The organism is Streptomyces sp. 8N706 (assembly GCF_052245415.1).
Taxonomy (GTDB): Bacteria; Actinomycetota; Actinomycetes; order Streptomycetales; family Streptomycetaceae; genus Streptomyces.
On sequence record NZ_JBQQBW010000249.1, the window covers coordinates 1 to 871 of the forward strand.

General features: G+C 69.9%; 2 protein-coding genes. Both read left to right on the forward strand.

Annotated features, from left to right (window positions below; genetic code table 11):
* The first annotated feature begins 2 nt into the window (after nt 1-2).
* Entirely contained in the window at nt 3-572 is a 570-nt protein-coding gene (locus ACTWQE_RS34095; protein ID WP_443332962.1) for a DUF742 domain-containing protein, read from the forward strand.
* A partial coding sequence (locus ACTWQE_RS34100; protein ID WP_443332963.1) for a GTP-binding protein occupies nt 553-871 on the forward strand: 319 nt, incomplete at its 3' end. The genes ACTWQE_RS34095 and ACTWQE_RS34100, both read left to right, overlap by 20 nt.

Below are 871 nucleotides of genomic sequence, written 5' to 3' on the forward strand. Positions count from 1 at the left end.
ACTTGGCAACACCCCCGGGCGGTTACCCATATGGCGGTGGGGAGCAATCCCAACCGCAGGGTGATCAGAACAACCGCTTCAACTTCCCCTCCTCGCCCAGCCGTCAGTCGCCCCCGCCGCGACAGCCGCAGCACCGGCAGCCGTACGAGTACGAGCAGCCGCCGGCGCCGCGGATCCAGCCGGTGCAGCCGCAGCACCGGCGGCCGCCGGCCTCCCCCGCGGGGGGCACCACCAACCCGCTGGTCCGGCCGTACGCCATGACCGGGGGCCGGACCCGGCCGCGCTACCAGCTCGCCATCGAGGCACTGGTGCACACCACGGCGGGACCGGCCCAGCTGCAGGGGCAGTTGCCGGAGCACCAGCGCATCTGCCACCTCTGCCGGGAGATCAAGTCGGTCGCGGAGATCTCGGCCCTCCTCACCATTCCCCTCGGCGTCGCCCGAATCCTCGTCGCCGACTTGGCCGAGGCCGGACTCGTCGCCATCCACCAGCCCGGCGGCGACGAGTCCGCCGGCGGCCAGCCAGATGTGACACTGCTCGAAAGGGTGCTCAGTGGACTTCGGAAGCTCTAGCGGTGCAGCCCGCTCCACCACCTCCGCGAAGATCGTGGTGGCGGGCGGCTTCGGCGTGGGCAAGACCACGTTCGTCGGCGCGGTCTCGGAGATCAACCCGCTGCGCACCGAAGCCGTGATGACCTCCGCCTCCGCGGGGATCGACGACCTTACGCACGCGCCGGACAAGACTACGACGACCGTGGCGATGGACTTCGGCCGTATCACCCTGGACCAGGACCTGATCCTGTACCTCTTCGGTACGCCCGGACAGGACCGCTTCTGGTTCATGTGGGACGACCTCGTCCGCGGTGCCATCG